Genomic DNA, 1,284 nt, shown 5'->3' on the forward strand with positions numbered 1-1,284 from the left:
ATTTTTGGCCAGCCGGATTGACAAGTTTAATTATACTCATATATCATTGTCAAAGTGAAACATTTACTCTTGTCGAGTCAAATGCAGTTAGTTGAGAAGCATATAATTAACCGACAGCATAAATTTTGGCAGGAATGCGACTATTTAGCATGGCAATCCAAAAATCTTTATAACTCGGCTAATTATGTCCAGCGTCAATACTTCTTTGAAACTAGAAAGTATTACAACTCGATTGATATTTACCACCAGACGAATAACAAAGATAGCTTATCGATACCTACCAACGAAGGTTAGTAAACAGATTGTCCGTCGAGTTGCTGAAACTTGGAAAGCTTGGTGCAGAGCGTTAAAAGATTGGTCTGGGCATCCTGAAAAATATTTAGGTAAGCCGAAAATCCCAGGATACAAGCATAAAGAACGCGGTAGAAATGTGGTGATTTATCCCAAGGATGCGATCTCCTCTCCACTGCTATCTCGAGGCATTGTCAAGCTATCTCAGACTAATATTGAGTTGACCACTGAGGCTAATAATATAAACCAAGTACGAATTGTTCCTAAACTTGACCACTATGTAATTGAGATTGTTTACACGGTTAGCGAGCCAGATAAATTTGATGGTAAATATCTAGCTGGTGTAGACCTGGGTTTAAACAATTTGGTGGCTATAACATCCAATCATCCCGGTATTAGACCGCTGTTGATTAATGGTAGACCATTGAAAAGTATTAACCAATTCTTCAATAAAAGAGTAGCAAAAGCACAATCAATCAAGGCTTGTCGGCTGGTAAAACAGCTAAACAGCAAGCGAGATAGAAGGATTGACAACTACCTTCATACTGTGAGTCGGCGTGTTATTGATTGGTGTCAGTTAAATGAGATTGGTCAATTAATCATCGGGAAAAATCAACGATGGAAACAAGCTCTCAATATTGGGAAAAAGAATAATCAAGAATTTACCAATATTCCTCATGCCAAACTGATTAAATTATTGACCTCACAATTAGCAGGGATTTCTGTAGTTTTAACTGAAGAAAGCTACACTTCTAAAGCGAGCGCTTTAAATGGCGATTATTTGCCGAATATCCAGGCTAAAACAGAAGCAAAAGTTGTGTTTAATGGTAAGCGTGTTAAACGTGGTTTATACTTGACTTCCACTGGTAGAATCATCAACGCTGATATCAATGGAAGCATGAATATAGCTAGAAAAGTAATTCCCGATGCTTTTGAGGGAATAGAGGGATTGCCGTTTATTCCTGTAGTTTTAGACCTTTGGACTAAAATTAC

The 1,284-nt window shown here is 37.6% G+C and carries 1 protein-coding gene; it reads left to right on the forward strand.

The annotated features are described in order from the left end of the window. Window positions 1–184: 184 nt before the first annotated feature. Window positions 185–1,284: RNA-guided endonuclease TnpB family protein (locus AM228_RS28850; protein WP_197285456.1), on the forward strand; the 1,100-nt coding region annotated here is incomplete at its 3' end.

This window comes from Planktothricoides sp. SR001 (assembly GCF_001276715.1).
In the GTDB taxonomy this organism is placed as follows: domain Bacteria; phylum Cyanobacteriota; class Cyanobacteriia; order Cyanobacteriales; family Laspinemataceae; genus Planktothricoides; species Planktothricoides raciborskii.